Annotated in this window: 22 protein-coding genes and 1 other RNA gene; 5 read left to right on the top strand and 18 right to left on the bottom strand. The window is 67.1% G+C overall.

Going from position 1 to position 26,712, the window contains the following annotated elements:
* Nucleotides 1-8: 8 nt before the first annotated feature.
* Genes ftsW through mraZ form a run of 9 tightly spaced genes read right to left on the bottom strand, consistent with a single transcriptional unit; the run spans nucleotide 9 to nucleotide 10,222 of the window.
* The gene (ftsW, locus tag ABUE31_RS02780; protein WP_367721966.1) at nucleotides 9-1,163 is read right to left on the bottom strand and encodes a putative lipid II flippase FtsW; all 1,155 of its coding nucleotides are present in this window, start codon (nucleotides 1,161-1,163) and stop codon (nucleotides 9-11) included.
* Between the two features lie 46 nt (nucleotides 1,164-1,209).
* On the bottom strand, nucleotides 1,210-2,613 hold the full coding sequence (gene murD / locus ABUE31_RS02775) for a UDP-N-acetylmuramoyl-L-alanine--D-glutamate ligase (protein ID WP_367721965.1): 1,404 nt from the start codon (nucleotides 2,611-2,613) through the stop codon (nucleotides 1,210-1,212).
* A 3-nt stretch (nucleotides 2,614-2,616) separates the two neighbouring features.
* A complete protein-coding gene (mraY, locus tag ABUE31_RS02770) occupies nucleotides 2,617-3,699 on the bottom strand; it encodes a phospho-N-acetylmuramoyl-pentapeptide-transferase (protein WP_367721964.1) in 1,083 nt (360 codons plus the stop codon).
* 23 nt (nucleotides 3,700-3,722) lie between these two features.
* Nucleotides 3,723-5,156 (bottom strand): UDP-N-acetylmuramoylalanyl-D-glutamyl-2,6-diaminopimelate--D-alanyl-D-alanine ligase, encoded by a 1,434-nt coding sequence (locus tag ABUE31_RS02765; RefSeq protein WP_367721963.1) that lies wholly within the window; start codon nucleotides 5,154-5,156, stop codon nucleotides 3,723-3,725.
* Entirely contained in the window at nucleotides 5,153-6,604 is a 1,452-nt protein-coding gene (locus tag ABUE31_RS02760; RefSeq protein ID WP_367721962.1) for a UDP-N-acetylmuramoyl-L-alanyl-D-glutamate--2,6-diaminopimelate ligase, read from the bottom strand. The genes ABUE31_RS02765 and ABUE31_RS02760 overlap by 4 nt, the downstream gene beginning before the upstream one ends.
* A gap of 50 nt (nucleotides 6,605-6,654) precedes the next feature.
* The gene (locus ABUE31_RS02755; RefSeq protein ID WP_367721961.1) at nucleotides 6,655-8,364 is read right to left on the bottom strand and encodes a peptidoglycan D,D-transpeptidase FtsI family protein; all 1,710 of its coding nucleotides are present in this window, start codon (nucleotides 8,362-8,364) and stop codon (nucleotides 6,655-6,657) included.
* A complete protein-coding gene (gene ftsL, locus ABUE31_RS02750; protein WP_367721960.1) occupies nucleotides 8,361-8,744 on the bottom strand; it encodes a cell division protein FtsL in 384 nt (127 codons plus the stop codon). Before ftsL ends, ABUE31_RS02755 begins: the two co-directional genes overlap by 4 nt.
* Before the next feature lie 6 nt (nucleotides 8,745-8,750).
* Nucleotides 8,751-9,767: a 16S rRNA (cytosine(1402)-N(4))-methyltransferase RsmH gene (gene rsmH / locus ABUE31_RS02745; protein ID WP_367721959.1), complete on the bottom strand. Its 1,017-nt coding sequence runs from the start codon at nucleotides 9,765-9,767 to the stop codon at nucleotides 8,751-8,753.
* Nucleotides 9,764-10,222: a division/cell wall cluster transcriptional repressor MraZ gene (gene mraZ / locus ABUE31_RS02740; protein ID WP_367721958.1), complete on the bottom strand. Its 459-nt coding sequence runs from the start codon at nucleotides 10,220-10,222 to the stop codon at nucleotides 9,764-9,766. Before mraZ ends, rsmH begins: the two co-directional genes overlap by 4 nt.
* Nucleotides 10,223-10,623: 401 nt before the next feature.
* Between mraZ and ABUE31_RS02735 the strand changes: the two genes are divergently transcribed.
* Nucleotides 10,624-11,727 carry a cystathionine gamma-lyase gene (locus ABUE31_RS02735; protein WP_367721957.1) on the top strand — a complete coding sequence of 368 codons (1,104 nt, stop codon included), beginning with the start codon at nucleotides 10,624-10,626 and terminating at the stop codon, nucleotides 11,725-11,727.
* A 9-nt stretch (nucleotides 11,728-11,736) separates the two neighbouring features.
* Here ABUE31_RS02735 and ABUE31_RS02730 read toward each other — a convergent pair whose 3' ends face one another.
* From ABUE31_RS02730 to ABUE31_RS02705, 6 genes are all read right to left on the bottom strand, one after another.
* Entirely contained in the window at nucleotides 11,737-11,910 is a 174-nt protein-coding gene (locus ABUE31_RS02730) for a hypothetical protein (RefSeq protein ID WP_367721956.1), read from the bottom strand.
* 122 nt (nucleotides 11,911-12,032) lie between these two features.
* Nucleotides 12,033-12,430: RNase P RNA component class A (rnpB, locus tag ABUE31_RS02725), an RNA gene on the bottom strand.
* Between the two features lie 47 nt (nucleotides 12,431-12,477).
* Nucleotides 12,478-13,215, bottom strand: coding sequence for a lytic transglycosylase domain-containing protein (locus ABUE31_RS02720; RefSeq protein ID WP_367721955.1), 738 nt, complete (start codon nucleotides 13,213-13,215; stop codon nucleotides 12,478-12,480).
* 192 nt (nucleotides 13,216-13,407) lie between these two features.
* Complete coding sequence (locus tag ABUE31_RS02715) at nucleotides 13,408-14,178, bottom strand: N-acetylmuramoyl-L-alanine amidase (protein ID WP_367721954.1); 771 nt, start codon at nucleotides 14,176-14,178, stop codon at nucleotides 13,408-13,410.
* Complete coding sequence (locus ABUE31_RS02710; protein ID WP_367721953.1) at nucleotides 14,175-14,882, bottom strand: TerB family tellurite resistance protein; 708 nt, start codon at nucleotides 14,880-14,882, stop codon at nucleotides 14,175-14,177. The genes ABUE31_RS02715 and ABUE31_RS02710 overlap by 4 nt, the downstream gene beginning before the upstream one ends.
* Nucleotides 14,883-14,980: 98 nt before the next feature.
* Nucleotides 14,981-15,256 carry a hypothetical protein gene (locus tag ABUE31_RS02705; protein WP_367721952.1) on the bottom strand — a complete coding sequence of 92 codons (276 nt, stop codon included), beginning with the start codon at nucleotides 15,254-15,256 and terminating at the stop codon, nucleotides 14,981-14,983.
* Nucleotides 15,257-15,423: 167 nt separating this feature from the next.
* Between ABUE31_RS02705 and ABUE31_RS02700 the strand changes: the two genes are divergently transcribed.
* On the top strand, nucleotides 15,424-19,176 hold the full coding sequence (locus tag ABUE31_RS02700; protein ID WP_367721951.1) for a hydantoinase B/oxoprolinase family protein: 3,753 nt from the start codon (nucleotides 15,424-15,426) through the stop codon (nucleotides 19,174-19,176).
* 11 nt (nucleotides 19,177-19,187) lie between these two features.
* Here ABUE31_RS02700 and ABUE31_RS02695 read toward each other — a convergent pair whose 3' ends face one another.
* A complete protein-coding gene (locus ABUE31_RS02695) occupies nucleotides 19,188-19,577 on the bottom strand; it encodes a cupin domain-containing protein (RefSeq protein WP_367721950.1) in 390 nt (129 codons plus the stop codon).
* 163 nt (nucleotides 19,578-19,740) lie between these two features.
* Nucleotides 19,741-21,306, bottom strand: coding sequence for a peroxidase family protein (locus ABUE31_RS02690; protein WP_367721949.1), 1,566 nt, complete (start codon nucleotides 21,304-21,306; stop codon nucleotides 19,741-19,743).
* A 183-nt stretch (nucleotides 21,307-21,489) separates the two neighbouring features.
* On the opposite strand from ABUE31_RS02690, the gene ABUE31_RS02685 reads away from it, so the two are divergent.
* The 3 genes from ABUE31_RS02685 to ABUE31_RS02675 all read left to right on the top strand — a co-directional run bounded on the left by ABUE31_RS02685 (nucleotide 21,490) and on the right by ABUE31_RS02675 (nucleotide 24,410).
* The gene (locus ABUE31_RS02685) at nucleotides 21,490-22,734 is read left to right on the top strand and encodes a BtaA family protein (protein ID WP_367721948.1); all 1,245 of its coding nucleotides are present in this window, start codon (nucleotides 21,490-21,492) and stop codon (nucleotides 22,732-22,734) included.
* Complete coding sequence (locus ABUE31_RS02680; protein ID WP_367721947.1) at nucleotides 22,734-23,384, top strand: class I SAM-dependent methyltransferase; 651 nt, start codon at nucleotides 22,734-22,736, stop codon at nucleotides 23,382-23,384. The genes ABUE31_RS02685 and ABUE31_RS02680 overlap by 1 nt, the downstream gene beginning before the upstream one ends.
* 162 nt (nucleotides 23,385-23,546) lie before the next feature.
* Nucleotides 23,547-24,410: a glycoside hydrolase family 25 protein gene (locus ABUE31_RS02675; RefSeq protein ID WP_437344060.1), complete on the top strand. Its 864-nt coding sequence runs from the start codon at nucleotides 23,547-23,549 to the stop codon at nucleotides 24,408-24,410.
* 931 nt (nucleotides 24,411-25,341) lie between these two features.
* On the opposite strand, the gene ABUE31_RS02670 is transcribed toward ABUE31_RS02675, so the two are convergent.
* Entirely contained in the window at nucleotides 25,342-26,562 is a 1,221-nt protein-coding gene (locus ABUE31_RS02670) for an alanine racemase (RefSeq protein ID WP_367721946.1), read from the bottom strand.
* Nucleotides 26,563-26,712 lie beyond the last annotated feature (150 nt).

Raw genomic sequence — 26,712 nt, 5'->3', positions numbered from 1 at the left:
AGATCCGCCTATTCCGCCGCCAGCATGTGGCCCTGGGTGCGCTCCATGGCGACGGTCTTGCGCTTCTCCGGGCGCCTGCGCGTCAGCGCCAGAACCATGCCCATCGAGATGGCGATCGCGATCAGCGAGGAGCCGCCATAGGAGATGAACGGCAGCGTCATGCCCTTCGCCGGCATCAGTTGCAGGTTCACGCCCATGTTGATGACCGACTGGAAGCCGAACACCACGACCAGCCCGGCGACCGCGAAGCGGGTGAAGTCGTCCTCTTCCCTGAGTGCGATCAGCAGCCCGCGCAGCACGATGAAGGCGAAGATGGACATGATGAGCAGGCACAGCACGATGCCGAACTCCTCGCCGGCGACCGAGAAGACGAAGTCGGCGTGGCTGTCCGGGATCATGCGCTTGATGGTGCCCTCGCCCGGCCCGACGCCGAACCAGCCGCCCTGGATGACCGCGTCGCGGCCCATGTCGACCTGGAACGTGTCGCCCTCGCCGGTCAGGAAGCGGTCGATACGCCCGGCGACGTGCGGGAACACCGTATAGGCGCCGATCGCGCCGGCCACGCCAAGGCCGCCGATCGCGATGATCCACAGCCACGGCATGCCGGCCATGAAGAACATCACGCCCCAGGTGCCGAGGATGAGGATGGTCTGGCCAAGGTCGGGCTGCGCCACCAGAAGCGCCACCACAACGCCGAGCAGGATGACGGCGAACAGGTTGCCGGGGATGTCGGGCTGGCGCTTGTGCTCGGCGAACAGCCAGGCGCAGATGATGACGAAGGCGGGCTTCAGGAACTCGGACGGCTGCACGGAGACGCCGAAGAACGAAAGCCAGCGATGCGCGCCCTTGACCTGGACGCCGACGAACAGCACCGCGACCATCATCAGGAGCATCACGCCGAGCACGACCAGCGAGAACCGCCGGATTTGGCGCGCGTCGAGGAACGACACGGCGATTAGCGCGACCAGCGCCGGGATCATGTAGACGATCTGCCGCGTCGCGAAGTGGAAGCTGTCGAGCCCGATGCGTTCGGCGACCGCCGGACTGGCCGCGAAGGACAGCACGATGCCGAGACCCATCAGCGACAGGAATGCGGCGAGGAACCAGCGGTCGACGGTCCACCACCAGTTGGCGACGGGGCTGCGATCAAGGCGGCTCAGCATGGTCCCATGCTCCATTCGCGTTGAAACGTGATTTTGGGAAGCGCCGTCATGGCCCCTTCCCTCCGATGGGCGTCACCCCTTCGATGGCATGCACGGCTTGCCGGAAGGCTTCGCCCCTGACCTCGAAGTTCTTGTACTGGTCGAAGCTCGCGCAGGCCGGCGAAAGCAGCACGACGGCCTCGCCGCCCGTGTCGAGCGCGGCGTCGCGCGCTGCATGCTCCACCGCCGCGGCCAGCGTGCCGGAAATCTCGTAGGGCACGGCCTCGCCCAGCGTCGCGGAGAAGGCCGGCGCCGCCTCGCCGATCAGGTAGGCCCTGGCGATGCGCGAGAAGTTTCCGCGCAGCGATTCGATGCCGCCTTCCTTGGGCAGCCCGCCGGCGATCCAGTATATGCGCGGGAACGACGACAGCGCGGGCGCCGCCGCATCCGCGTTGGTCGCCTTGGAATCGTTGACGAACAGCACATGGTCCTTGCGGCCGACCTGCTCCATGCGATGCACCAGCCCCGGGAAGCTCTCGAGGCCCGCCTGGATCTCGCCGAGGTCCAGTCCCACCTTCAGGCAGGCGGCGACGGCGGCGAGCGCGTTCTGCGCATTGTGCTGGCCGCGCAGCGAGCCGATGCCCTCGAGGAATCCGACCCGGCTGTAGCGCCCGTGCTCGGCTTCCATCAGGTTGGTGCCGTCGGCGAAGTAGCCGTCGGTGAGCGACAGGCGCTTCGAGATGCGGATGACGTGGCGGCCGGCGCGTTCGAGGCGGTCGGCGATCTGCAGGCAGTAGCTGTCGTCCACGCCGATGATCGCGGTGTCGCTGCCGGCGACCAGCCGCTCCTTGATCGAGGCGTAGTGCTGCATCGTGCCGTGCCGGTCGAGGTGGTCGGGCGTCAGGTTGAGGAGCACCCCGGCGGTCGGATCGATCGAGGGCGCGAGGTCGATCTGGTAGGACGAGCACTCGACCACGTAGTAGCGGTCGCGCCGCGGCTCATCGAGCGTCATGACGGCGCGGCCGATGTTGCCGCCCATCTGCGCGTCGCGGCCGGCCGACTTCAGGATATGCGCGGTCAGCGCCGTCGTGGTCGACTTGCCGTTGGTTCCGGTGATGGCGATGAACGGGGCGTCCGGCGCCCGCAGCGTCCGCTCTCGGCAGAACAGTTCCACGTCGCCGATGATCTCGACGCCGGCGCCGCGCGCCAGTTCAACCGTCCAGTGCGGCTTCGGATGCGTCAGCGGCACGCCGGGCGACAGCACGAACGACGCGAACCGGTCCCAGTCGGCCGCCCGCAGGTCGCCGGTCGGAATGCCCTCGCCGTCCGCCTTCGCCACGCTGTCGGGATTGTCGTCCCAGGCCAGCACGTCGGCGCCGCCCTCCTTCAGCGCGAGCGCCGTCGCAATTCCCGACCCGCCGAGGCCGAAGAGCGCAACCCGCCTGCCCTTGAAGGAATGCGTCGCGATCATTCGCTACCTCAGCTTCAGGCTCGACAGGCCGATCAGCGCCAAGATGACGGCGATGATCCAGAAGCGGATCACCACCTGGCTTTCCGTCCAGCCGAGCTTTTCGAAATGGTGGTGGATGGGCGCCATCAGGAACACCCGGCGGCCGGTCATCTTGAAGAAGCCGACCTGGATGATCACCGACAGCGCCTCCATGACGAACAGGCCGCCGATGATCGCGAGCACGATCTCGTGCTTGGTCGCGACCGCGATCGCGCCGATCAGCCCGCCCATCGCCAGCGAGCCGGTGTCGCCCATGAAGATCGCCGCCGGCGGCGCGTTGAACCAGAGGAAGCCGAGGCCCGCGCCGATCACCGCGCCGAGGATGACGGCGAGTTCGCCCGTGCCCGGCACGAAGTGGATCTGCAGGTATTCGGCGAAGACCGCGTTGCCGCTGAGATAGGCGATCACGCCGAACGATGCGGCCGCGATCATGATCGGCACGATGGCGAGCCCGTCCAGGCCGTCGGTCAGGTTCACCGCGTTGCCCGCGCCGACGATGACGAAGCAGGCGAACGGGATGAAGAACCAGCCGAGGTTGATGATCAGGTCCTTGATGAACGGGAAGGTCAGCGACGAGGAGAACGGCTCCTGGCCGTTGCGCATGATGAAGTAGGCGGCGATGGCGGCGATCAGGAACTCGACCGCGAGGCGCGCCTTGCCGGAAAAGCCGAGATGCGACTGCTTGGTGACCTTGAGATAGTCGTCGTAGAAGCCGATCGCGCCGAAGCCGAGCGCCACCAGCAGCACCACCCAGACATAGACGCTGTGGACGTTGGCCCACAGCAGGCTCGAGCCGACGATGCCGGAGAGGATCATCAGGCCGCCCATCGTCGGCGTGCCCGCCTTCTTGAAATGCGTCTGCGGGCCGTCGGCGCGGATCGGCTGGCCGCGCCCCTGGCGCACGCGCAGCGATGCGATGATGGCGGGCCCGAAGATGAAGACGATCAGCGCCGAGGTAATCAGCGCGCCGCCGGTGCGGAAGGTGATGTAGCGGAATACGTTGAACACCGAGACCTCATCGGCGAATTCAACGAGAAGAGTCAGCATGCTTTCGGTCCCCCCGGACGGATTCAGGACGGCTTGGCGCTGCCGGCGTCGGCCGGAAACTGCAGGATGAGCGCATCGACCAGCTTGGAGAAGCCGATGCTCTTCGATGACTTGACCATGACCACATCGCCCGGCCGAACGGTTTCGATCAGCACGGGCTTCAGGTCGCCGGCGCCGCTGCGATACGCGAAGTCGGCGCCTTCGGGAAGCGCGTCGGCCAGCGCCTTCATCTCGGGGCCGGCCAGCAGGATCACGTCGACCGTGGTGCTGCCGAGCAGGCCCGCAAGCGCGGCGTGCAGCTTGGCCGAATGCGCGCCGAGTTCCAGCATGTCGCCCAGCACGGCGATGCGCCGCCCCTCGCCGGTTACCGGCGTCGCCGCCAAAAGGTCGATCGCCGCCTTCATGGATGTCGGGTTGGCGTTGTAGCTCTCGTCGATCAGCGTGATCGGCCCCCCCGGGTGCCCGAGCACGTGCCGCTTGCCGCGCCCCGGCTCCGCCGCAAGGCTGGCGAGCGCCTCGGCGACCTTGCCGACATCCGCCCCCATGAGGTCGGCCGCGCCGAGCACGGCCAGCGCGTTCTGCACGACATGGCGGCCGGGCGCGCCGACGCGCGCCACGACTTCGCGCCCGGCGATCGTCGCCGAGATCAGCGAATGGTCGGGATGGAGCGACACGTTGGTCAGCCGGTAGACCGCGTTCTCGTTCTCGCCGAAGCCGAACACCTTGCCGATGCCTGCCTCCCGGGCGAGGCCGGAAAGCAGCGGCCAGCGTTCGTCGTCGCGATTGATCAGCGCGGCGCCGCCCGGCGCCACCCCCTCGAAGATTTCCGCCTTGGCCCGCGCAATGTCGTCGAGCGACGAGAAATGGCCGAGATGGGCGGCCCCGACCAGGGTCACGATGGCGACATGCGGCTTCACCATGCCGACCAGCGGGCGGATCTCGCCCTCGTGGTTCATGCCGATCTCGAAGACGGCGTATTCGCAGTCGGCCGGCATGCGCGCGAGCGTCAGCGGCACGCCCCAGTGGTTGTTGAACGATGCCGCCGAGGCATGCACCTTGCCGACCGCCGAGAGCGCGTGGCGCAGCGCTTCCTTGGTGCTGGTCTTGCCGGCCGAGCCGGTGACGGCGACGATCTTGGCGGCCGAGCGCGCGCGCGCCGCGGCCCCTGCCTTCTCGAGCGCCGCCAGGACGTCGGGCACGACGATCATCGGCGCGGTCAGCCGGCCGAGCGCCGGCAGCTTCGACTCGGCGACGACGAGCAGGCTTGCGCCGGCCTTGACGGCGGCCGTCGCGAAGTCGTGCCCGTCCATGCTGTCGCCCCGGATGGCGAAGAACGCATCGCCGGGCGTCAGGCTGCGGGTGTCGATCGATATCCCGGTCACGGCCGCCGGCATCGTGCCGAACGGCCTGCCGCCCGTCGCCTCGATGAGTTCGTCGGCGAGCCAGAGCGACGTCATGCGGCACGCTCCCTGAGCGCGATCAGGACTTCCTCGTGGTCGGAGAAGTGCAGCGTCTCGGCGCCGACCGTCTGGCCTTCCTCGTGCCCCTTGCCCGCGACGACCAGCGTGTCGCCGGCACGCAGGGCCGCCACCGCCTCGCGGATCGCCTCGCGGCGGTCGCCGATCTCCAGCGCACCGGGCGCGGCGGCCATGATTTCCTTGCGGATCGCGGCCGGAATTTCCGAGCGCGGATTGTCGTCGGTGACGTAGACGACGTCGGCGAGGCGGGTCGCGATCTCGCCCATGATCGGCCGCTTGCCCCGGTCGCGGTCGCCGCCGCAGCCGAACACCACGACGACGCGCCCGGTGGTGAACGGGCGCACCGACGCCAGCACGTTCTCCAGCGCGTCGGGCTTGTGCGCGTAGTCGACATAGACTGGCGCGCCGGCTGCGGTGGCGCCGACCAGGTCGAGCCGGCCGGGGGCGCCCTTGAGATGCTCCAGCGCGGCCAGAGCGGCGGCCAGCGGCGTGCCGGTCGCGGCCGCCAGCCCGGCGGCCACCAGTGCGTTGGATATCTGGAAATCGCCGGCAAGCGGCAGGTCCACCTCGTGCAGTTCGCCGCCGGCGACGATCTCGGCGCGCTGCCTGTGGCGCTCGTGCTCGACCCGCTTCAGCGTCAGGAAGTCGCCGCGCCGGCCGACGGTGCGGACGTCCAGCCTGGCGGCCCGGGCGGCCTCGATCACCGGCTCCGACCACTGGTCGTCGGCGAAGATCACGGCCGGCGCGCCCTTCGGCAGCAGCGTGTCGAACAGCCGCAACTTGGCGCGCAGGTAGTCCTCCATCGTCGGATGGTAGTCGAGGTGGTCGCGACCGAGATTGGTGAAGCCGCCGGCGGCGAGCCTGACGCCGTCGAGCCGGCGCTGGTCGAGCCCGTGGCTCGAGGCCTCCATCGACGCGTGCGTCACGCCGCTGTCGGCCAGTTCGGTCAGCAGCCGGTGGAGCGCGACCGGATCGGGCGTGGTCAGCGAGCCGTATTCGTTGCGGCCCGGCGCGACGACGCCGGTGGTGCCGATGCTGGCGGCGGCGTGGCCCGCCTGTTCCCAGACCTGGCGCGTGAAGGCGGCGACCGAGGTCTTGCCGGCAGTGCCGGTGACCGCGACCATCGTCGCCGGCTGGCGCGGGTAGAGGCTGGCCGCCAGCTTCGCCAGGGCGAGCCTCGGATCGTCGACCAGGAACACCGGAACATTCGCGGCGCTGACCGACGCGCCCTTCGCGGCGACGATCGCGACGGCGCCCTTCGCCGCGGCATCGGCGGCATAGGATGCGCCGTCCGCCTTGCTGCCGGCGACGGCGACGAACACGCCGCCCGGCGTGATCTTGCGGGAATCGGACGTCACGCCGGTGACCTCGGCGGCGGCGACGTCACCGTCGGCGCCGAGCAGGCCGGCAAGGTCGTTTAGCTTCATCTGCATCCAGTCGCTGGTTTGGAACCGCCATCCCGGCCGGCCCCGTGGAATCATTGGTAGGAGACGACCGTTGCTCCGCTTTCATGGCCGAATTCCGGCTTCACGCCAAGCAGGACCGCGGACCTGCGAATGATGTTTGCAAGCATCGGCGCCGCATTGAGACCGGCTGTCGCCCCGACGCCGGGCTTCTCGGGCTTGGGTTCGTCGATGATCGTCAGCACCACATATTGCGGGTCGTCCATCGGGAACGCCGCCAGGAAGGCGTTGAAGCGCTTGTCGCTGGAATAGCGGCCGTTGACCACTTTCTCGGCCGTTCCGGTCTTGCCGCCGACGCGGAAGCCCGGCACCTCGGCGCGCCGGCCGGAACCCTTCTCGGCGTTCAGCCTGTAGAGATAGCGCATCTGGTCGACGGTGCTCGGCTTCAGCACCTGCTCGGCGACCATGTCGGCCTCGGCCTGCGTGCGCGGCAGGAAGGTCGGCTCGATCAGCTTGCCCCCGTTCATCAGCGCCGCCGCGCCGACCGCCGTCTGCAGCGGCGTCGTCGACATGCCGTGGCCGAAGGAGATGGTGATCGAGTGCACCTTCTTCCATTCCTTGGGTTCCGTCGGCGACGCCACCTCGGGCAGTTCCGTCTTCATCCGGTCGAGCAGGCCGAGCCGCTTCAGGAACTCGCGGTGCCCCTCGATGCCGACCATGTCGGCTTCCTTGGCCGAGCCGATGTTGGAGGAATAGATGAACACTTCCGGCAGCGTCAGCACGCGTCCCTTGCCGTGAAAGTCCTTGATGGTGAAGCGGCCGATGCGCAGCGGCCTGGACGCGTCGAAGCGGCTCTCCAGGTTGGCCAGGCCGGAATCCAGCGCCATCGCCGTCGTGAAGCTCTTGATGGTCGAGCCCATCTCGTAGACGCCGGCCGACATGCGGTTCAGCCGGTCCTTTTCATGCGCGTTGTAGGGGTTGTTGGGGTCGTAGTCGGGAAGCGACGCCATCGCCACGACCTCGCCCGTCTTGGCGTTCAGCACGACCGCGCCGGCGGCGATCGCATGGTAGCGCTCCATGCCCTGCGCGAGTTCGTCGTGGACGATGTGCTGGACCCGCAGGTCGATCGAGAGCTTGACCGGCTTGAGGTCCTCGGCCACCGCCAGGCCCGATGCCTGCAGGTCGGCCAGGCCCTGGTCGTCGATATACTTTTCGAGGCCGGCGATGCCCTTGTTGTCGATGTTGGTCAGGCCGACGATGTGCGCGGCGGTCGCGCCGGCCGGATAGAAGCGCCGCTTTTCCGTGCGGAAGCCGATGCCGGGCAGGCCGAGTTGGAAGATCTCCGCCTGCTGCCTCGGCGTCAGCTGCCGTTTCAGCCATACGAAGCCGGCGCCGCTCTTGAGCTTGTGATAGGTCTGCTCGACGTCGATGTCGGGCAGCACGGTCGACAGCTTCTCGATCACCTCGTCGGCATCGACGATGCGGCGCGGCTCGGCGAACAGCGACGCCGTCTTGATGTCGGTGGCGAGCACCTCGCCGTTGCGGTCGACGATATCCGGGCGCGAGGCGGTCACGCGGCTCTCCGGTCCGCCGCCGCTCTCGGGGTCCTGCAGGCCGAGATAGATCAGCCTCCCGGCGATCGCGCCATAGATGCCGAAGAACACGGCCATCGTCAGGACGACGCGGTTCTTCTGCCGGCCGCCGGTCGCCTTGCGCGCGCCCTCGACGACGATCGAACCTTCGCTCTCCGCGCGTTTGCCGCGCCGCCGCCACAGCGAGATCATTGCACGACGCCCCCGGTGACGACGCTGTCCGTCTCGGCGCCGCCGCTGTCGGCCATGCCGCCGAGGGGCTGGCTCGACAGATCCTCGATTGTCAGCGGCCGGGCCGGCAGTTCGTCGAGCCCAACGATCTGCCGCGCCTCGAGCGGCTGCAGGTTCAGTTCGGCCTGGAAGGTCTCCGACAGCTTCTGCAGCCGGGAGGGCTGGGTGAGCAGGCTCCAGTCGGCCTTCAGCAGGTCGATCGTGTCTTCCTCGAAGCGGATCTGCTGCTCGATCTTGCGCAGCGCCGTCTGCCGGTCCTCGGCCTCGTGCTTGGTCTTGTAGGTGAAGGCCGCGGCCGCAACCATGGCGGCGATGAGCACGATGTCACTGGTACGAAACACGTTGCGCTACCTCTCAGCCGCAAGCCGGAAATCGGGCAGTTTCGGAAGGCCGAAGATCGAAATGTCCTCGCCACGCGCGGGCGCCGCCGTGCGTGTCGCCGCCCGCAGCCTTGCCGAGCGTGCCCGCGGATTGGCCTCGATCTCGGCCTCCGTCGGCGAAAGCGCTCGGCCGTGCTTCTCGAAGGTCGGGGCCTTCGCCTGCGTCTCGGGCAGGTAGCGCGAACCCGCCGGGCTGCCCGAGCGGTCGGCGATGAAGCGCTTCACGACGCGGTCCTCGAGCGAATGGAAGGTGACGACGACGAGGCGGCCTCCGGGCGTCAGCACGCGCTCGGCCGCAAACAGCGCCGCGGCGAGCTCGCCCAGTTCGTCATTGACGAAGATGCGCAGCGCCTGGAACACCCGGGTGGCCGGGTGGATCCTGTCGCCGGGCTTGCGCCCGACATGCGTCTCGATGGCGTCGGCAAGGTCGAGCGTCCGCTCGAACGGCCGCTTCTCGCGCCGCTTCTCGATCATGCGGGCGATGCGGCCGGCGTGGCGTTCCTCGCCGAGCAGCCCGAAGATGCGGGCGAGGTCGCCCGCCTTGAAGCGGTTCACGATGTCGGCGGCGCTCGGACCGGCCTGCGCCATGCGCATGTCGAGGGGGCCGTCTGCGCGGAAGGAGAAGCCGCGCGCCGCTTCGTCGATCTGCATCGACGACACGCCGATGTCGAGCACAACGCCGTCGGCGGTTTCGACCGCCTCGTCGAGATGCGAAAAGGGGCTGTGGACGAGCCTGAGCCGACCGCCGGCTTCGCGTTCCAGGACGCGGCCGGCCTCGATGGCGTCGGGATCGCGGTCGATCGCCACCACGGTCGCGCCGGCGTCCAGGATCGCCCTGGTGTAGCCGCCTGCCCCGAAGGTGCCGTCGATGATGGTGCGGCCCTCGCGCGGTTCGAGCGCGGAAACCACCTCGGCGAGAAGCACCGGAATGTGGCGAGCCGGTCCGCCAACCGCGAAGTCCCCTCCGCCGTGGCCCGCCATCATTCCGGTTGCTCCCCTGGCTTCGTCCCCTGCCGAAGCTGCAAAAGTCTCGCCCGCACCTGCGCGCCATGGGCCGCCAGTTTTCCGGGCTCCCAGATCTGGAAGAAATTGCCACGGCCGACGAAGGCCGCCTCCGTCGTGATGCCCGTATGCTCGCGGATGAAATCCGTCATCGTGATGCGACCGTCCTGGTCCAGCTTCAGGAAGGCGCCATCCCCGTGCACGAAGAAGGACATGTCGTCCGCCGTCTGCATGAACGGATCTTCCAGGTCGATCCGGGCTTCGTAGCGGTCGAGCAGGTCGAGTCCGCCGACATCCAGCGCGGGCACGTCCAGCTGCCGGATCGCGTAGAGTTCCGAATAGCCCCGGCTCTGCACGACCGCGCGAAAATGCGCCGGAACGGACACCCGCCCCTTCGCATCGATCTTGTTCACCGCGCTGGACAGAAACCGGTTCATCACACGCTACAGCCGTTTCCGCCGGAGCCCCTGTTGTCATCGCGTCCGCGCCTCCGCAGCGCGGCCCCTGCCGCAAAGCCTGTGCCGCTCCGGACCATGCGAAAGCACGTCGCGCGGCCCGACGGCCGCCCGCTTCGCGCTCGATTGACCCGAAACCGGAACTAGGACTTGATTGGCTGAATGGGATAACATGGGGCACTATGGGGGTCAATGGGAACGGCTTCTACACACGCCCGGGTTCCTCCTGCAAAGACGGACTGCGGGGCATCCACGCCTTTATGCTCCATTAAGCCTAACGAAGGGTTATTGACCTCTGGGCCGCCCCCGCGTCAGCCCTTGCGGCGGCGCGCCGGGCGGCATAGCGTCCGGCCGATTTCCGGACCTTCTCAGGGAAAATCCCGATGACCGACTCGCCCTCCGCACGCGCGGCCAATCTCGTCCACCTGCGCCGGCGCGGCTTGAAGAAGGGCGACCCGGTCCCGCTGCCGCTGACGCTCGCGGCGATGTACAATCTGCCGGGCGACCCGGCCGGCTTCGCGCAGTACGGCCGCTTCAACAACCCGACCTGGGACGCCGTCGAGGAGATACTCGGACATCTCGAGGCCGCGCCGGCGGTTGCCTTCCCATCCGGGATGGCGGCGATCTCGGCGACCTTCTTCAGCCTCCTGAAGGGCGGCGACCGCGTCCTGCTCCCGTCGGACGGCTACTACACGACCCGCGTGCTGGCCGAACGGTTCCTGAAACCGCTCGGCGTAACCTTCGACCTCAGGGCGACCGCCGCCTATCTCGACGGCGGCTTCGATGGCTATCGGCTCGTCTTCGTCGAGACCCCCGCCAATCCCGGCCTCGACCTCTGCGACATCGCGGCGGTGGCGGCCGCCGCCCATGCCGCCGGGGCGACCGTCGTCGCCGACAACACGACGATGACCGCCTACGGCCAGCGGCCACTCGATCTCGGCGCCGACATCGTCGTCGCCGCCGACACCAAGGCGCCGGGCGGCCATTCGGACGTGCTTTTCGGCCATGTCGCGAGCCGCGACGACGCCGTCATCGCGGCGGCCAGGGACTGGCGCAAGCTGTCCGGCGCCATCCCCGGCCCGTTCGAAGCCTGGCTGGTGCATCGCGGGCTGGAGACGCTGGAGGTGCGGTTCGACCGCATGTGCTCGTCGGCCGAGACCATCGCGCGCCGGTTGCGCGAGCACCCGAAGATTGAGGCGATCCGCTTTCCCGGGCTGGAGGACGACCCGTCGCATGCCCTCGCCCTCGCCCAGATGGACCGCTTCGGCTTCCTGATCGGCGTCACGCTCGCCTCGCAGGAGGCGGCGGAAGGCTTCATCGACCGCTGCGCGCTCATCCAGCCGGCGACATCCTTCGGCGGCGTCCACACCTCGGCCGAGCGGCGCGCCCGCTGGGGCGACGCTGTCGCGCCGGGCTTCGTCAGGCTGTCGGTCGGCTGCGAGCCGGTGGAAGAACTCTGGTCGGCGATCGAGCAGGCGCTGGGATAGGCGCCCGGGTCAGGCGATCTCGTCGGCCGGCAGGTAGCGCCGGCTGGCCTCGATGGCTTCCTCGACCGAATGGAACGGCCCGATCGCCGGCCCGGCTTCGTCGGACCGGTTAATGCGGTAGTACCATTTGTTGTCGTCGCTGTTGCGATGCGCTGTCAGCGGTGCGCGGCGCTCGGCTGCCATGTCCCGATCCTTCACTGCCATTCCTGAAGCCGCGCCCTAGCGGGCCGTTGTTTCAGTTGCATGACAGTGCCGGGTGACGCCGCGTCGGGTGCGGCAAGACGCGCTTCGCGCATCGTGGAGAAAGTGCCAGCCGGCCTGTAAGCCGGGTTCTGTATGGCCCTTCGCCCCTTGCGGCGCGAAGAACGTGGCGGCCATTCGTCTTGGGCCGGCGTTGCCGACGGCCTCATGCAACCTACCCGGGCGGTGGGCCGGAAACAGCCCTGAGGGTTTCCCCTCAACCGCCCCTATTCGGTCTTGCTCCCGGTGGGGTTTGCCGTGCCGCTTCCGTTGCCGGTCGCGCGGTGGGCTCTTACCCCACCCTTTCACCCTTGCCACGGCAGCCGTGGCGGTTTGCTTTCTGTGGCACTTTCCCTGGGGTCGCCCCCGCCGGCCGTTAGCCGGCACCGTGTCTCCATGGAGCCCGGACTTTCCTCACCCGCAGCCTTTCGGCTCCTGCTGGTGCGGCCGCCCGGCCGGCTGGCAACGCGTATAAAGGCGTTCGCCGGCCGAAACGCAACAGCAAAAGCGTCACGCGCCGGGATCGGAGCTGCGCGCCGTCTTCACCTCGAGCGAGGCGGTCTTGTTGGAAGCGAGCTGCCGCTTCACCTTCTTGCAATAGGCGCGCGACACCGGGTTCATGCGCTTGGCGCCATGGCCGGCGTTGTATTTCAGGATCGTCCCGCAGGTCGTCCCGTCGCCCAGCTTCTGCGCCTTGCCCAGATACTTCATCCCGTACTTGATGTTGGTCTCGGGATCGAAGAGCCCGGTCTTGGTCCCGTCATAGCCCATCTGCCTTGCGGTGGCGGGCTTGATCTGCATCAGGCCGACTTCGCCGGCATTGCCCAGCGAATAGACCTTGTAGTTGCTCTCCACGGTGATGACGGCATGCGCCAGTTCGATGGCGACGCCGTTCTCCAGCGCGTATTTCTGCACGATCCGGCGGTAGCGATCCTCGGGCTTCGGAGCAGCCGCCGCGACGTCGTCCTTCTGCGCCGGGGCCTTCTTCGCGGCCACGGCCGCGCCGTCCCGTTCCGCGGCCTTCACCGCGTGAAACACCTCTTCGCTGGTCAGGCCCCGCTCGCGCGGCTCCGAACTCGTGTCCTTGGCCGCGTCGACATGGTCGTCCTTCGCCTTGCGGTCCAGCTTGCCGATCTCCAGCCTGGACGGGATCATCGCTACCCGCGTCGCTCCCTCCTCCTGGGCATTTGCGGCAAACGTCATCAGCCCGGCAGCGAGAGCTGCCGCCAAAACGGTCGTATTGTTCATGAGTCCCTTGTTTTATCCGGCCCTGCGCGGGAGACACGCAAGGCAGCCTAGAAGACGCCGGAACCGCGGATATCCGGTTGCCGGCAGCACGTGGGACGGGAGGTGCGGTCCAACTTGGGGCCAATCAAGGCGCGACAAGTCACAAAGGATTACAGGCTGTAACAACCGCTTTCGGCGGCAAACGCCGCCCGTTCAGTCCAGCATGCGGTCGTTCGGCAGCGCCTCGAGCAGCCGCCTCAGCGTGTCGACGGTCGAGCGATCGGCGATCCCGTCGATGCGCCGCGGCCGGAAATGTCGTTGAAAAGCAGCGACAACCACGCCGGTCGGCGGGTCGAACGCGCCCGTGATGTCGATCCCGTAGCCGTAGAGCGAGAGCATCGACTGCAACTGCTCGACGGCGTCGCCGCGATCGCCGGGGCCGAGCGCCGGCTTTCCGCCGGCGCGCGCCGGCGCGACAAAATGACCGACGCCGGCCTCCGCGAGCTTCCGCCACGGAAACCGCTCGCCGGGGTCGACCTTGCGCCCCGGCGCGACGTCGGAATGGCCGAGCACGCGCTCGGCGCGGATGCCGTGCCGCGCGACGATGCCCCGGCAAAGCCCGATTACCGCCGCGATCTGCCGCGAGGGAAAGGCGCGGTAGCCGAACTCGTGCCCGGGATTGACGATCTCGATGCCGACCGACAGCGAATTGATGTCGCTCGCGCCGCGCCAGACGCTCTTGCCGGCATGCCAGGCGCGGTCGCTCTCGCGCACCATCTGCACGACGCGGCCGTCCTCGTGGACGATGTAGTGCGACGAGACCTGCGATTCCGCGGTGCAGAGCCAGGCTTCGGCGCCCTCGCCCGTCCGCATCCCCGTGTAGTGCAGGAGGACCATGTCGGGTCTGGAGGCGCCAGCGCGCGGGCCGAAATTGGGAGAGACCCGGACCTCGGCGCCATCGTGGTCGGGCGAAAAGCCGCTCATATCACCTTCAGCCCACGCTCGATCATCTCGTAGGCTGCATTGATCGCCGCGATCCTGGTCGTCGCGATCTTGATGAACTCTTCCGGCAGCCCGCGCGCCAGCAGCTTGTCGGGATGGTTGGCGGCGACGAGCTTGCGGTATCGCTTCTTGACCTCCTCGAAGGGGCTGCCGCGCTCGATGCCGAGGACCAGCCAGGGGTCGCCGGCGCCGAGATGCGCGTGCCGCGCGAGGATGCTCTGGTAGTGGCTCTCCTCGATGCGGAAGATCTGCGACACGCGGTGCAGGAAATGTCCCTCGCGCTCGTGCAGCAGGCCGTCTGCCTTCGCGATATGGAACAGCCCGTCGAGAATGTCCTCCAGGAGCGCGCAGTTGGCGTGGCCGGAACCGCACAGTCCCGCCATGCGCTGCGCATAGGCCTCGAAGCCGGCCACGTCCTGCTTGGCCAGGTCGTAGAGGCGCGCCACGTTGCGCCGTTCGGCGGCCGGAATGTCGAATATCTGCTGGAAGGCGCGAACCTCGTCCTGCGTGACGACGCCGTCGGCCTTCGCCATCTTCGCCGACAGCGCGATCATGGCCACGGAAAACGCAACGCGACGGCGCAGTTCCGGATCGCCGACGAACAGGGTGCGCACGGCCTCGACCATGCCGCCGACGCCTGAGGCCGCCGTTTCGGTGATGCGCTTGACGAATTGCCAGATGGACATAGCGCTTCCTTAAGGGGAAACGCTTCGCTTGGCGAGGGAACCAATTGACGCAAAAAAGGCCGGTTGGAACCGGCCTTCCTTGCTGGAGCGCAGCGAACCTACTGCGCCGGCGCGGGCTCCATCGGAGCCGGCTCGGAGGGTGTCAGCTGGTCGTCCTGCATGTCGCCGCCGGCGTCGGGAGACGGCGCGATGCCCTGCGTCGTCGTGTTGTCGGTGGCCGGAGGCGCGGCCGGGTCGGCCGGCATCGGGGCCGCGGGCTCGGTCGTGGTGGTTTCCGGCACGCCCTGCGTGGTCGTCGTATCGGTCTGGTCGCTGCAGGCCGCAGCGCCCAGGAGGGCAATGGCCGAAACGGAAGCGAGAACGAGTTTCTTCATGGCATATCTCCTCAAACTCCGCCGCACCAGGTCAGGCGGTCGCTGGGAAAATGCGCGTCGCGGTCGGTGGTTGCGTCACATCACCTGACCGGCTTTAACAATTCGTCAGGCGGCCGCTGCCCGCCCGATCCGGCGGCGGCCGGGCAACGCGAATCTCGGAGACTCTGATGGCGTCGGACGGCTGGGACTTCTGGATCGACCGCGGCGGCACCTTCACCGACATCATCGGCCGCGACTCGGATGGCGGGCTGCATGCGGCGAAACTGCTTTCGGAAAACCCCGAGGCCTATCGCGACGCCGCGATCCAGGGCATCCGCGACCTGCTCGGCATCGCAACGGGCGAAGCCATCGATCCCGGTCGGATCGGCGAGATCAAGATGGGCACGACGGTCGCCACCAACGCGCTTCTGGAGCGCAAGGGCGACCGCGTCCTCCTGCTCGTCACCCGGGGTTTTCGCGACGCCCTGCGCATTGCCTACCAGGCGAGGCCCGACATCTTCGCCAAGGAGATCGTTCTTCCCGAACAGCTCTACGAGCGCGTGGTCGAGGTCGACGAGCGCGTGCGCGCTGATGGAACGGTCGAGCGGCTGCTCGACATCGAGGCGGTGAAGCCGGCGATCGAGCAGGCGAGGAAGGACGGCATCGATGCCGTCGCCATCGTCTTCATGCACGCCTGGAAATTCCCTGAGCACGAGCAGGCGGTCGCGCAGGTCTGCCGCAAGGCCGGCTTCTCGCAGGTTTCCGTCAGCCACGAGGTCTCGCCGCTGGTGAAGCTCGTCGGCCGCGGCGACACGACCGTCGTCGACGCCTACCTGTCGCCGATCCTGCGGCGGTATGTCAGTCGGGTAAGCCAGGAATTGGGCGCCGGCCCCCTTGCGGGGGAGATCGGGATCTCGGATGGCGGCGACAATCCTGCGGTATCGAGCGACGACGGAAATGAAGGCGTAGTCTCCCCCCTTGAGGGGGAGATGGCCGGCAGGCCAGAGGGGGGTGTATCCACAACCTCACCAAGACTGATGTTCATGATGTCCTCCGGCGGGCTCACCGCAGCCAGCATGTTCCAGGGCAAGGACGCGCTGCTGTCGGGGCCGGCGGGTGGCGTCGTCGGCATGGTGGAGACGGCGCGGCTCGCCGGCTTCGACAAGGTCATCGGCTTCGACATGGGCGGCACCTCGACCGACGTCGCGCACTATGACGGCGAGTATGAGCGCGCCTTCGACACCGAGGTCGCCGGCGTGCGCGTGCGTGCGCCGATGATGCGCATCCACACCGTTGCCGCCGGCGGCGGTTCGATCCTGCATTTCGAGGCCGGGCGCTTTCGCGTCGGCCCGGATTCCGCAGGCGCCAGTCCCGGCCCCGCCTGCTACCGGCGCGGCGGCCCGCTCGCCGTCACCGACGCCAACGTCATGCTCGGCAAGCTGCAGCCCGACTTCTTCCCGGCGATCTTCGGCCCCGGCCAGGACCAGCCGCTGGACACCGATATGGTCCGCGAAAAATTCGCGGCGCTCGCGGCGGAGATCGGCGACGGCCGCACGCCGGAGGCGGTCGCCGAAGGCTTCGTCACCATCGCCGTCGAGAACATGGCCAACGCCATCAAGAAAATCTCGGTGCAGCGCGGCCACGACGTTACCGGCTACCTGCTCAACTGCTTCGGCGGCGCTGGCGGCCAGCACGCCTGCCTGGTCGCCGATGCGCTCGGCATGCAGTCGGTGCTGATCCACCCCTTCTCCGGCCTGCTGTCGGCCTACGGCATCGGCATGTCCAGCGTCTTCGCCTCGCGCCAGCAGGGGCTGGTGCGGCCGCTCGCCGAGGAAGACGCCGCCGACATTCTGGCGGCGCTCGCGGCCCTGCGCGGACCCGTCCTCGACGAACTCGTCGCCCAGGGCGTCCCGGAAGCCGCGATATCCCTGCGGCCCATCCTGCATGTCCGCTACGACGGCACCGACACAGCCCTGCCCGTCAGCCACGAAAACGGCTCGATCGCAGCGGCGCGAGCCGCATTCGAGGCGGCACACAAGGCGCAGTTCGGCTTCACCTACCCCGACCGCGGGCTGGTCGTCGAAACCGTGGAGATGCAGGGCGAGGACGGCCGCAGGTCCGGCCGCGACGAAACCGACCGGGCGCTTGTCGAAACGGAAGCGAAGGCCCGGGAGACACGAAAGCTCTTCTGCGGCGGCGAATGGCGCGATGCGCCGGTGTTTCGGCGCGAGGCGCTGCGGCCGGGCAATGTCATCGGCGGGCCTGCCCTCATCATCGAGAGCCATCAGACGATCGTCGTCGAACCCGGCTGGAGCGCCGCGATCACCGCCAAGGACCACGTGCTCCTGACGCGCACGACCAAGAAGGTGCGCAGCGCAGCGCTCGGCACGGAAGCCGACCCGGTGATGCTGGAAGTCTTCAACAACCTGTTCATGTCGATCGCCGAGCAGATGGGCGTGACGCTGCAGAACACGGCGTCCTCGGTGAACATCAAGGAGCGGCTCGACTTCTCATGCGCGGTGTTCGACCGCAACGGCGCGCTGGTCGCCAATGCCCCGCACATGCCCGTCCATCTCGGCTCGATGGACCGTTCGGTCGAGACGGTCATCCGGCTGAACCAGGGAGACATCCGTCCAGGCGACGTCTTCGCGCTCAACGCGCCCTACAACGGCGGCACCCACCTGCCCGACATCACCGTGGTGACGCCGGTCTTCGACGGGACCGGCGCAGAGATCCTGTTCTACACCGCCTCGCGCGGTCATCACGCCGATGTCGGCGGCACCGCGCCGGGATCGATGACGCCGCTTGCGACGACGGTCGACGAAGAAGGCGTGCTGATCGACAATTTCCGCATCGTCGATCGCGGCGTCTTCCTGGAGAAGGAACTGCACGCCCTGCTGACCGAACATCCCTACCCGGCCCGCAACCCCGCGCAGAACATCGCCGACCTCAAGGCGCAGATCGCCGCCAACGAGAAGGGCGTCGCCGAACTCCGCAAGATGACCCGGCATTTCGGGCTCGACGTGGTCGAGGCCTATATGGGCCATGTGCAGGACAACGCCGCCGAGAGCGTGCGGCGCGTCATCGAGCGGCTGCCCGATGCCTCGGCCTACGAATACGCGACCGACACCGGCCAGACGATCAGGGTGAGGATCACCGTCGACCGCGAAAGCCGGGGGGCCACCGTCGACTTCACCGGCACGTCGCCGGTGATGAAGAACAACTTCAACGCGCCGGAGCCGGTGGCGCGCGCGGCCGTCCTCTACGCATTCCGCGTGATGGTCGAGGACAACATCCCGATGAACGCCGGCTGCCTCAGGCCGATCAACATCGTCATCCCCGAGGGCTGCATGCTCAGGCCCGCCTACCCGGCAGCCGTGGTCGCCGGCAACGTCGAGACCTCGCAGCACGTCACCAATGCGATCTTCGGCGCGATGGGCGCGCTCGCGAACGCGCAGGGCACGATGAACAACCTCACCTACGGCAACGCGCAATACCAGTACTACGAGACGATATGCTCGGGGTCGCCGGCCGGACGCATGAACGACGGGCGCGGCTTCGACGGCACCTCCGGCGTCCATACCCACATGACCAACTCGCGGCTGACCGATCCGGAGGTGCTGGAGTTGCGCTTCCCGGTCCTGCTCGAGGACTTCCGCATCCGCGAAGGATCTGGCGGCAAGGGCAGATGGCATGCGGGCGACGGAACCAGGCGCACCGTCCGCTTCCTCGAGAAGATGGAGTGCGCGATCCTGTCCTCGCATCGCAGCCGGCCGCCGGAAGGGCTGGAAGGCGGCGGCAGCGGCGAGGTCGGCCGGACGGAGGTGCGCCGCCTCGATGGCCGCGTCGAGACGCTGAAGGCCTGCGACCAGACCGTGCTGCACCCGGGCGAGGCTGTCATCGTCACCACGCCGACGGCGGGCGGTTTCGGAGCCTCCTGAGGCGCGGCCCGCTACTCCAGATTGGTCTGGATCCAGCGTGGCGACAGATGGATGTCGAGGGTCTGCAGGCGCCCCGGACCGAGGTTGACGAAGCGGTGCGGCAGCCCGGCGGGACCCAGCACGGTGTCGCCGGCCTCGGCGTCGATCACCTTGTCGCCGACGAAGAAGCGGGCGCGGCCCTGCTGAACCACGAACACCTCGTCATAGGGATGCACATGCAGCGGCGGGCCGACTCCCGGCTCGTCGTTGCCGTAGGTCAGCACCGTGACACGCGTGCCCAGGACCTCGCCGTCGACGGAGCCGCGATGCGGACCATCGGCCGTGCCGTCGAAGAGCCGCGCCTTTGACGGCTCCCGACCGTCGGGAGCGACCGTCGTGGGATCGAAGTCTTTTCGGGACAATTTTGACCTCCGGGCCAGACAAAGAGGCAGGCAAGGGAGGCGCGGCGCGATCCTGGGGTGGAAGCGCGGGCGCCCTCGCCCATGCGGAGGGCGGAAGATAGGCGCGGCGACCGTGCATGCCAACTGACATGCCGACGATTGCCGCCATGCCAGTCAACGGGCCTCAGGCGTTGGTGAAGTTGATGAGGTCTGCCATGGTGAATTGGCCGGGCGTGGCGCCGGGTAGCGTCGGTCGCCAGTTGGGCCATTGCGCGAGGAAGGAGAAGCGATCCTCGAGGATCAGGCCTGAAAGGACTTCCGCCACGATGACGCCGCCCACCGGCCCGAGATGTGCCCCGCCCGCCAGCACCTCCGCTTCCCGCAGGAGATAGAACCAGAGCGGGCAACTGCCCGCCATGCGGTTCTTCGAATGGTCGAGCAGTGCCTTGCGCGCCGCGGCGCGAGCGGGATCGGGATGGTCGAACAGGACGTCGTCGCCGAGCGGATCGAGCCCCATCTTGCGAGCCACCGACTGGCCGGAAGGCAGGCCCATGCGCCAGCCCCGCAGCAGGTTCAGCGTCGCCAGCGAGCGGCGCGCCCGGTTCATCTCGTTCTGTCTGTCGGGTAGGCTGGTCAGCGGGTCAACGAGCGTGGTGTCGATCCGGTAGGACGGCTGGGGCAATATCGCGCCGTCCGGCGCTCCGCCATGCGGCGCCACGCCATCGAAGAAGAAGGCCCAGTCCATCGCCCAGAAGTCGGGCAGTTCCCTGAACCCGTTCAGGTTGGCGAGCGGGTTCTTGGCGACGTCCATCAGCGAGAATATGGGAATCCGGTGGAACCTGGCCTTGGCGCCGCCGAACGGCTGCTCGGTCGGGTTGGGGCCCCTGACGATGCGGTTCAGCGCGTAGCTCGGCCGGACCTGCGAATGACCGAAGCGATAGGCGGCGACGGAAAATTCGACCGGGATGAACGCGTAGCGCCCCTTGGCGTCATAGAACCGGTGCACCGGCATGCCACCGGGACCGCCGATCACCTCCTGATAGGTCTGCGGGCCGACGATGCGCGGAATGAAGTCGTGCAGCACGATCCACTGGTAGTGCCAGCGCACGATCTGCTGGGCGAGGTCGAAGTCGCCGCCGGCCTCGGTCCCGAAAACCTTGTTGTGAAAGCGCAGGAACGTGGCGTGCAGTTGCGAGACGATCAGGTTCTCGTCGTTGCGCTTGTCACCGATCAGCGCGCGGCGCGGGTTCGCCGTGTTGCGCGGCAGGTCGGGACCGCTGTTCCTGCTCTTGTCGAAATCCTTGTCATCGCCGAGCAGCAGGTGCTTGCCGTCGCTGTCGTAGAGGAACGGCTGGTCGTCTGGGCCGGACCCGTAGACGGAATCGAGGTCGAGGCGCGGTGTGCGGAAGTCCTGGAGCGCGTCGGGGTCGTTGAAGCGGTCCAGCGACGACATCGGATCGAAGGTGATGTCGTGGTCGATGAACTGGCCGAGATAGGTGTAGCCCGAGGGGATCGCCGTGTTCTCGTTCTCGTCCGTTTCATTCAGCGCAGTGTCCACTTCGACGCCGGCCGCGATCCGCTCGGCGAACTCGCCATGGGCAACCGTCTCGCCGAGTTCCACAAGCGCCGACTCGGGATAGTCGGCGGCCGGCAGATAGCGAAACATGCGCCCGAAGCGCTGGTCCCGGATGCTCGAATGCGGGACGTTGTCCATTCCGCGCACGGCGGAACCATGTTTGGAAGTAGCCACGACACCCTCCGACCGTGAACGGCGCAGGTTGCAAGTCCCTGCAACCTTACGTAGATATACATCTATAGATTGTAAAGAACGAAAGCAACAATCCAAGGCTGTACGCGATTTCCGGACCGTCACGCAGCTGTCACGGCGTCACGATACCCGCTTGCGGATAGGCAAATGGGAGATTCGCCCGTCATGACCGACCTTTCCAGCGAGCTTGGCTTTCGCCGGAACCGCCAGCTCGGCAAGGCCGTCTACCAGAACCGGGCGCTATCGCGGGCAGGCTTTTCGGAGCGCCTGTTCGCGCTGCTCTTCAGCGGCCTCGTCTACCCGCAGATCTGGGAGGATCCCGAGGTCGACATGCAGGCCATGGACCTGCTCGAGGGCCATCGCATCGTCACCATCGCGTCGGGCGGCTGCAACGTGCTCGCCTACCTCACGCGTTCGCCCGCCCACATCGACGCTGTGGACCTGAACACCGCGCACATCGCGCTGAACCGCCTGAAGCTCGCGGCCGTCATGCACCTTCCGGCGCAGGCCGACCTCTTCCGCTTCTTCGGCGAAGCCGGAAACGCGACGAACTCGGCCGCCTACGATCGTTTCCTGGCGCCGCATCTCGACGCCGCGACACGCCGCTACTGGGAGAAGCGCAGCTGGCGCGGTCGCCGCCGCATCGCCACCTTCGACGCCAATTTCTACGCGACCGGGCTGCTCGGCCTGTTCATCGCCGCCGGCCACCGCACGGCGAGGATGTTCGGCATCGACCCGCGCGACATGCTCGACGCCGGGGACATCGACAGCCAGCGCCGCTTCTTCGAGGAGCGCCTCGCCCCGATCTTCGACAAGAAGCTGCTGCGGCTCGTGCTCTCCCGCAAGTCCTCGCTGTTCGGCCTCGGCATCCCGCCGGCGCAATACGACGCGCTGATCGGCACCGGCGACGGCTCGATGGCCGGCGTGCTGAAGGCCCGGCTGGAAAAGCTCGCCTGCGACTTCCCGCTCAGGGACAACTACTTCGCGTGGCAGGCGTTCGCGCGGCGCTATCCCTCGCCCGGCGAGGGCGCGCTGCCCGCCTATCTCGACCGGGCGAACTACGCCACGGTCAGGCAGAACGCCGGCCGCGTGGCCGTGCACCACGTCAACTTCACCGAACTGCTGGCGAAGAAGCCGGCGGCGTCGGTCGACCGCTTCGTGCTGCTCGACGCGCAGGACTGGATGAGCGATGCGCAGCTCAACGCGCTGTGGGCCGAGATCACCCGCACCGCCGCGCCGGGCGCCCGCGTGATCTTCCGCACCGCCGCCGCCGAAAGCGTCCTGCCCGGCCGCGTCTCCGACGCCCTTCTGTCGCAGTGGCAATACGCCGAGAAGGAATCGCTGGAATACCTGTCGCGAGACCGCTCGGCGATCTACGGCGGCTTCCACCTCTACAGGCGCGCGGCCTGATGAGCGCGCTGCCGCATGCCGACCTGATGGACGGCGTCTACCGCCACCAGCGCCATGTCTACGACCTGACCCGGAAATACTACCTGCTCGGCCGCGACCGGCTCATCGCCGGCCTCGACCTGCAGCACGGCGGCGCGGCGCTCGAGCTCGGATGCGGCACCGGCCGCAATCTCGTGCAGGCGGCGGCCGCCTTCCCGCAGGCCGGCTTCCACGGGCTCGATATTTCCGCCGAGATGCTGGCGACGGCGTCCGCGACCGTCGGCCGGCGCGGCCTTTCCGGGCGCGTCGCCCTGGCGCGCGGCGACGCCACCGCCTTCGACCCGGCGGCGTTGTTCGGTCGCGCCGGCTTCGACCGCGTGTTCGTCTCCTACTCCCTGTCGATGATTCCCGACTGGCAGCGGACGATCCGCGCGGCGCTGGCTGCCCTCGACGAGGGCGGCTCGCTGCATATCGTCGACTTCGGCCGGCAGGAAGGCCTGCCGGCCTGGTTCAGGACGGCGCTGCGTGCATGGCTGGCGAAATTCCACGTCACGCCGCGTGATTCCCTGCGTGAAGTGCTTGAATCGGAATGCCGGCGCGTCGATGCAACGCTTTGTTTCGATTCCCTTTTCCGCGGCTATGCCGTGCATGCCGTGGCGACGAAACGCTAGCGGTCGAGCCTCCCCGACACCGTCTCGCCATTGATTTGCCGTGTTTGAACAGGCAGGATTCGCCCAACCGGTCGTCGTCCCGTCAACCGAAAATCAACCATGACGGTTCAGGACTTCGCCGGTCGAGCGCGGGCAGGACGCACCGCCGGGGGTCGGGGACGAATGCTGGAGAGGTCGCACTGGGGCGCATTGCTTTCGGCAGGCAGTCGGGCGATCCGGCTGCTCGGCCCGCGCTGCCTCGCCTCGGGCCTCGTGCTTGCGGTCGCCGGCTGTTCGTCGATGGACGACATCATGCCGTCGACCACCCCGGCGACGACATCGACCAAGGTCTCGGTCAGCCATCCGCGCTTCTCCGACACCGACCCGCATGAGTGGGAGGGCGGCGCGCCGTGGCACTATGCCGTGCACGGCACCGACGTCTCGAAATACCAGCGCTCGGTCGACTGGAACAAGGCCAAGGCAAGCGGCGTTTCCTTCGCCTTCATCAAGGCGACCGAGGGCGGCGACCGCATCGACGACTATTTCGACGAGCACTGGCGCAACACCAAGGCCGCCGGCGTGCCGCGCGCCGCCTATCACTTCTTCTATTTCTGCCGCCCGGCTTCCGAGCAGGCGCGCTGGTTCATCGAGAACGTGCCGAAGGAGCGCGCGTCGCTGCCGCCCGTCCTCGACATGGAGTGGAACCCGGATTCGCCGACCTGCAAGACGCGTCCAGACGCGGCGACCGTGCGCAGCGAGATGAAGACCTTCCTGTCGATCGTCGAGAGGCACTACGGCAAGAAACCGATCATCTACACCTCGATCGACTTCTTCGACGACAACGGCCTTTCGACCTTCCGCGGCTATCCCTACTGGCTGCGCTCCGTCGCCGGGCACCCGACCGACAAGTACGGCGACCACCCGTTCACCTTCTGGCAGTACACCGGCACCGGCGTCGTCCCCGGCATCACGGGCAACGCCGACATCAACGTCTTCAACGGCGATATGGCCAAGTGGCGCAAGTGGCTGAAGCAGAACACGACGTGATCGTAGGGGAGTAAGGGAGATAGGGGAGTAAGGGAACTCCATCCTATTCCCCTATTCCCCTATTCCCCTATTCCCCTATTCCCCTATTCCCCTATTCCCCTATTCCCCTATTCCCCTATTCCCCTATTCCCCTATTCCCCTATTCCCCTATTCCCCTATTCCCCTATTCCCCTATTCCCCTATTCCCCTATTCCCCTATTCCCCTATTCCCCTATTCCCCTATTCCCCTATTCCCCTATTCCCCTATTCCCCTATTCCCCTATTCCCCTATTCCCCTATTCCCCTATTCCCCTATTCCCCTATTCCCCTATTCCCCTATTCCCCTATTCCCCTATTCCCCTATTCCCCTATTCCCCTATTCCCCTATTCCCCTATTCCCCTATTCCCCTATTCCCCTATTCCCCTATTCCCCTATTCCCCTATTCCCCTATTCCCCTATTCCCCTATTCCCCTATTCCCCTATTCCCCTATTCCCCTATTCCCCTATTCCCCTATTCCCCTATTCCCCTATTCCCCTATTCCCCTATTCCCCTATTCCCCTATTCCCCTATTCCCCTATTCCCCTATTCCCCTATTCCCCTATTCCCCTATTCCCCTATTCCCCTATTCCCCTATTCCCCTATTCCCCTATTCCCCTATTCCCCTATTCCCCTATTCCCCTATTCCCCTATTCCCCTATTCCCCTATTCCCCTATTCCCCTATTCCCCTATTCCCCTATTCCCCTATTCCCCTATTCCCCTATTCCCCTATTCCCCTATTCCCCTATTCCCCTATTCCCCTATTCCCCTATTCCCCTATTCCCCTATTCCCCTATTCCCCTATTCCCCTATTCCCCTATTCCCCTATTCCCCTATTCCCCTATTCCCCTATTCCCCTATTCCCCTATTCCCCTATTCCCCTATTCCCCTATTCCCCTATTCCCCTATTCCCCTAATCCGCCATCGTCTCCAGGCTCGCAAACCCCTGCGGCGCGTCGCCCTCGTCGAACGGCGTGGTGATCTCGACGAAGGTGTCGGGATAGAAGCCGTTAAATCGGGTCCTGAGCGACAGCGAGTAGGCGCCGATATGGCCGATCTCGATCCAGTCGCCGGTATCGACCGTTTCCGGCAGCCAGAAGGGCCGCGACAGGATGTCGACCGAATCGCATGTCGCGCCGCATACCTTGAACGGCACGATGTTCTTCTCTTGGCCGTTGCGCGAGCGGATCGCCGGATCGGGAATGAAGCGGGCCGGAAGGGTGATCTTGCCGGTCCATGAGTCCGACAGCGATGCCCAGATGCCGTCGTTGATGTAGAGCCGCCTGCCCTTTCTGAGCAGCACGCGCACGATCAGCGACAGGCAGCGCGCGACGATGACGCGGCCGGGTTCGGCGACGAGCGGCATGCGGTCGAAGCCGTACTCGACGATGTCGCCCGACAGGCGCGACATGATCTGCCCGAGCGAAGGCATCTCGACGCGCTTGCGGTTCGGGTCGCTGCCGTACTCGGCCGGAAAGCCGCCGCCGACGTCGAGCCCGGCAAGGTCGAAGGAAAGCCGGTTGCGCACCCAGTCGGCGGACGCGAGCGCCCGCTCGTAGGTGTCGGGATCCTCGATCTGGCTGCCGACATGGAAGCAGAGCCCGACCTTGTAGCCGGTGCGGTTCAGCCTTTCGGCCAGTTCCACGGCGCTCGCCGGTCCCGCCCCGAACTTCTTCGACAGTTCGTACGCCGCGTGGCCCTTCGTCTGGACCCGGACGAAAACGGTCAGCGAGCCCGGATCGATGTCGAGCGCGCGCACCACGCGCGTCAGCTTGGCGATCTCGTCCTCGTGGTCGATCGCGATGACGCGGATGCCGTAGGTTTCCAGGGCGAGCCTGATGTCGGACTGCGCCTTGACCGGGTGCATGTAGAGCATCTCGGCGGTCTCGGAGACGGCGCGCACGGCTGCAAATTCGCCGGGCGACGCGACGTCGAAGGCGGAAACGCCGGCCTCGACCAGGGTCTTCAGCACGATCTGCTCGCCGTTGGTCTTCACCGCATAGGCCGTCTTGCCCGGAAACATCTCCATGAACTGGCGGGCGTCGGCCTTCAGCACCTCGGGGCGGAAGCAATAGACCGGTTCGTCGGGACGAAGCGTACGGGCCGCCTCTCGGGCATTCTCGAATCGCTGCAATGGCGCCTCCTCGACTGACGCTTCGAATCTAGTCGATGCTGCCGTGCTTTGAAATCGCCTTCCATGACAGGGCGATGTCGCAAGCCGGCTGGACCAGCCGGAAAACCGTAGCGGCCGTTGCGGAAATCGGGTGGCCGCCCTTTCATCCGG

The sequence above is a fragment of the Mesorhizobium marinum genome, from assembly GCF_040813675.1.
In the GTDB taxonomy this organism is placed as follows: Bacteria; Pseudomonadota; Alphaproteobacteria; order Rhizobiales; family Rhizobiaceae; genus Mesorhizobium_K; species Mesorhizobium_K marinum.
Note: the sequence above shows the minus strand (reverse complement) of the source record. Positions and strands in the feature narration are given on the sequence as shown.

Bases quoted from the DNA above. Each gene is read 5' to 3' on its own strand.
- ABUE31_RS02735 (WP_367721957.1), top strand. From the start codon at position 10,624: ATGACCGACTCGCCCTCCGCACGCGCGGCCAATCTCGTCCACCTGCGC.
- ABUE31_RS02760 (WP_367721962.1), bottom strand. From the start codon at position 6,604: ATGAAGCTAAACGACCTTGCCGGCCTGCTCGGCGCCGACGGTGACGTC.
- ABUE31_RS02765 (WP_367721963.1), bottom strand. From the start codon at position 5,156: ATGACGTCGCTCTGGCTCGCCGACGAACTCATCGAGGCGACGGGCGGC.
- ABUE31_RS02685 (WP_367721948.1), top strand. From the start codon at position 21,490: ATGACCGACCTTTCCAGCGAGCTTGGCTTTCGCCGGAACCGCCAGCTC.
- ABUE31_RS02705 (WP_367721952.1), bottom strand. From the start codon at position 15,256: ATGAAGAAACTCGTTCTCGCTTCCGTTTCGGCCATTGCCCTCCTGGGC.
- ABUE31_RS02675 (WP_437344060.1), top strand. From the start codon at position 23,547: ATGCTGGAGAGGTCGCACTGGGGCGCATTGCTTTCGGCAGGCAGTCGG.
- ABUE31_RS02755 (WP_367721961.1), bottom strand. From the start codon at position 8,364: ATGATCTCGCTGTGGCGGCGGCGCGGCAAACGCGCGGAGAGCGAAGGT.
- murD (WP_367721965.1), bottom strand. From the start codon at position 2,613: ATGATCGCGACGCATTCCTTCAAGGGCAGGCGGGTTGCGCTCTTCGGC.
- ABUE31_RS02730 (WP_367721956.1), bottom strand. From the start codon at position 11,910: ATGGCAGCCGAGCGCCGCGCACCGCTGACAGCGCATCGCAACAGCGAC.
- ABUE31_RS02680 (WP_367721947.1), top strand. From the start codon at position 22,734: ATGAGCGCGCTGCCGCATGCCGACCTGATGGACGGCGTCTACCGCCAC.
- mraZ (WP_367721958.1), bottom strand. From the start codon at position 10,222: ATGAACCGGTTTCTGTCCAGCGCGGTGAACAAGATCGATGCGAAGGGG.
- rsmH (WP_367721959.1), bottom strand. From the start codon at position 9,767: ATGATGGCGGGCCACGGCGGAGGGGACTTCGCGGTTGGCGGACCGGCT.
- ABUE31_RS02715 (WP_367721954.1), bottom strand. From the start codon at position 14,178: ATGAGCGGCTTTTCGCCCGACCACGATGGCGCCGAGGTCCGGGTCTCT.
- ABUE31_RS02710 (WP_367721953.1), bottom strand. From the start codon at position 14,882: ATGTCCATCTGGCAATTCGTCAAGCGCATCACCGAAACGGCGGCCTCA.
- ftsW (WP_367721966.1), bottom strand. From the start codon at position 1,163: ATGCTGAGCCGCCTTGATCGCAGCCCCGTCGCCAACTGGTGGTGGACC.
- ABUE31_RS02700 (WP_367721951.1), top strand. From the start codon at position 15,424: ATGGCGTCGGACGGCTGGGACTTCTGGATCGACCGCGGCGGCACCTTC.
- ABUE31_RS02720 (WP_367721955.1), bottom strand. From the start codon at position 13,215: ATGAACAATACGACCGTTTTGGCGGCAGCTCTCGCTGCCGGGCTGATG.
- mraY (WP_367721964.1), bottom strand. From the start codon at position 3,699: ATGCTGACTCTTCTCGTTGAATTCGCCGATGAGGTCTCGGTGTTCAAC.